This is a genomic window from Petrotoga sp. SL27, from assembly GCF_002924605.1.
Classification (GTDB): Bacteria; Thermotogota; Thermotogae; order Petrotogales; family Petrotogaceae; genus Petrotoga; species Petrotoga sibirica.
In genome coordinates, this window is sequence record NZ_JAIP01000038.1 from 1 (window position 1) to 253 (window position 253).

At 43.5% G+C, this 253-nt stretch carries 1 pseudogene; it reads right to left on the reverse strand.

Annotation, left to right across the window (positions count from 1 at the left end):
• Positions 1 to 231, reverse strand: a pseudogene (locus AD60_RS09950) (methyl-accepting chemotaxis protein); the annotation flags it as partial.
• Between the last annotated feature and the right edge of the window lie 22 nt (positions 232 to 253).

Genomic DNA, 253 nt, shown 5'->3' on the forward strand with positions numbered 1-253 from the left:
TTCTTTTTGACTTTCTTTTGTCCTTTCTACCGCTTCTTTCACAGCTTGACTTATGCTTTCTATCGTTTTGCTTCCTTCTTCTGCAGCTTTACTTGTTTCATCTGCTTCTTCACTTAGCCTTTGCGCATCTTGGGATACACCTTGTGCCGCCCTTGCTACTTCGTCTACCCCTGACGTTACTTCTTCTACGTTTCCTGCCGTTTCTTCCGTGCTTGTTTGTATCTTGTCCATCTGGTTTTTGAGTTCTTCTGAG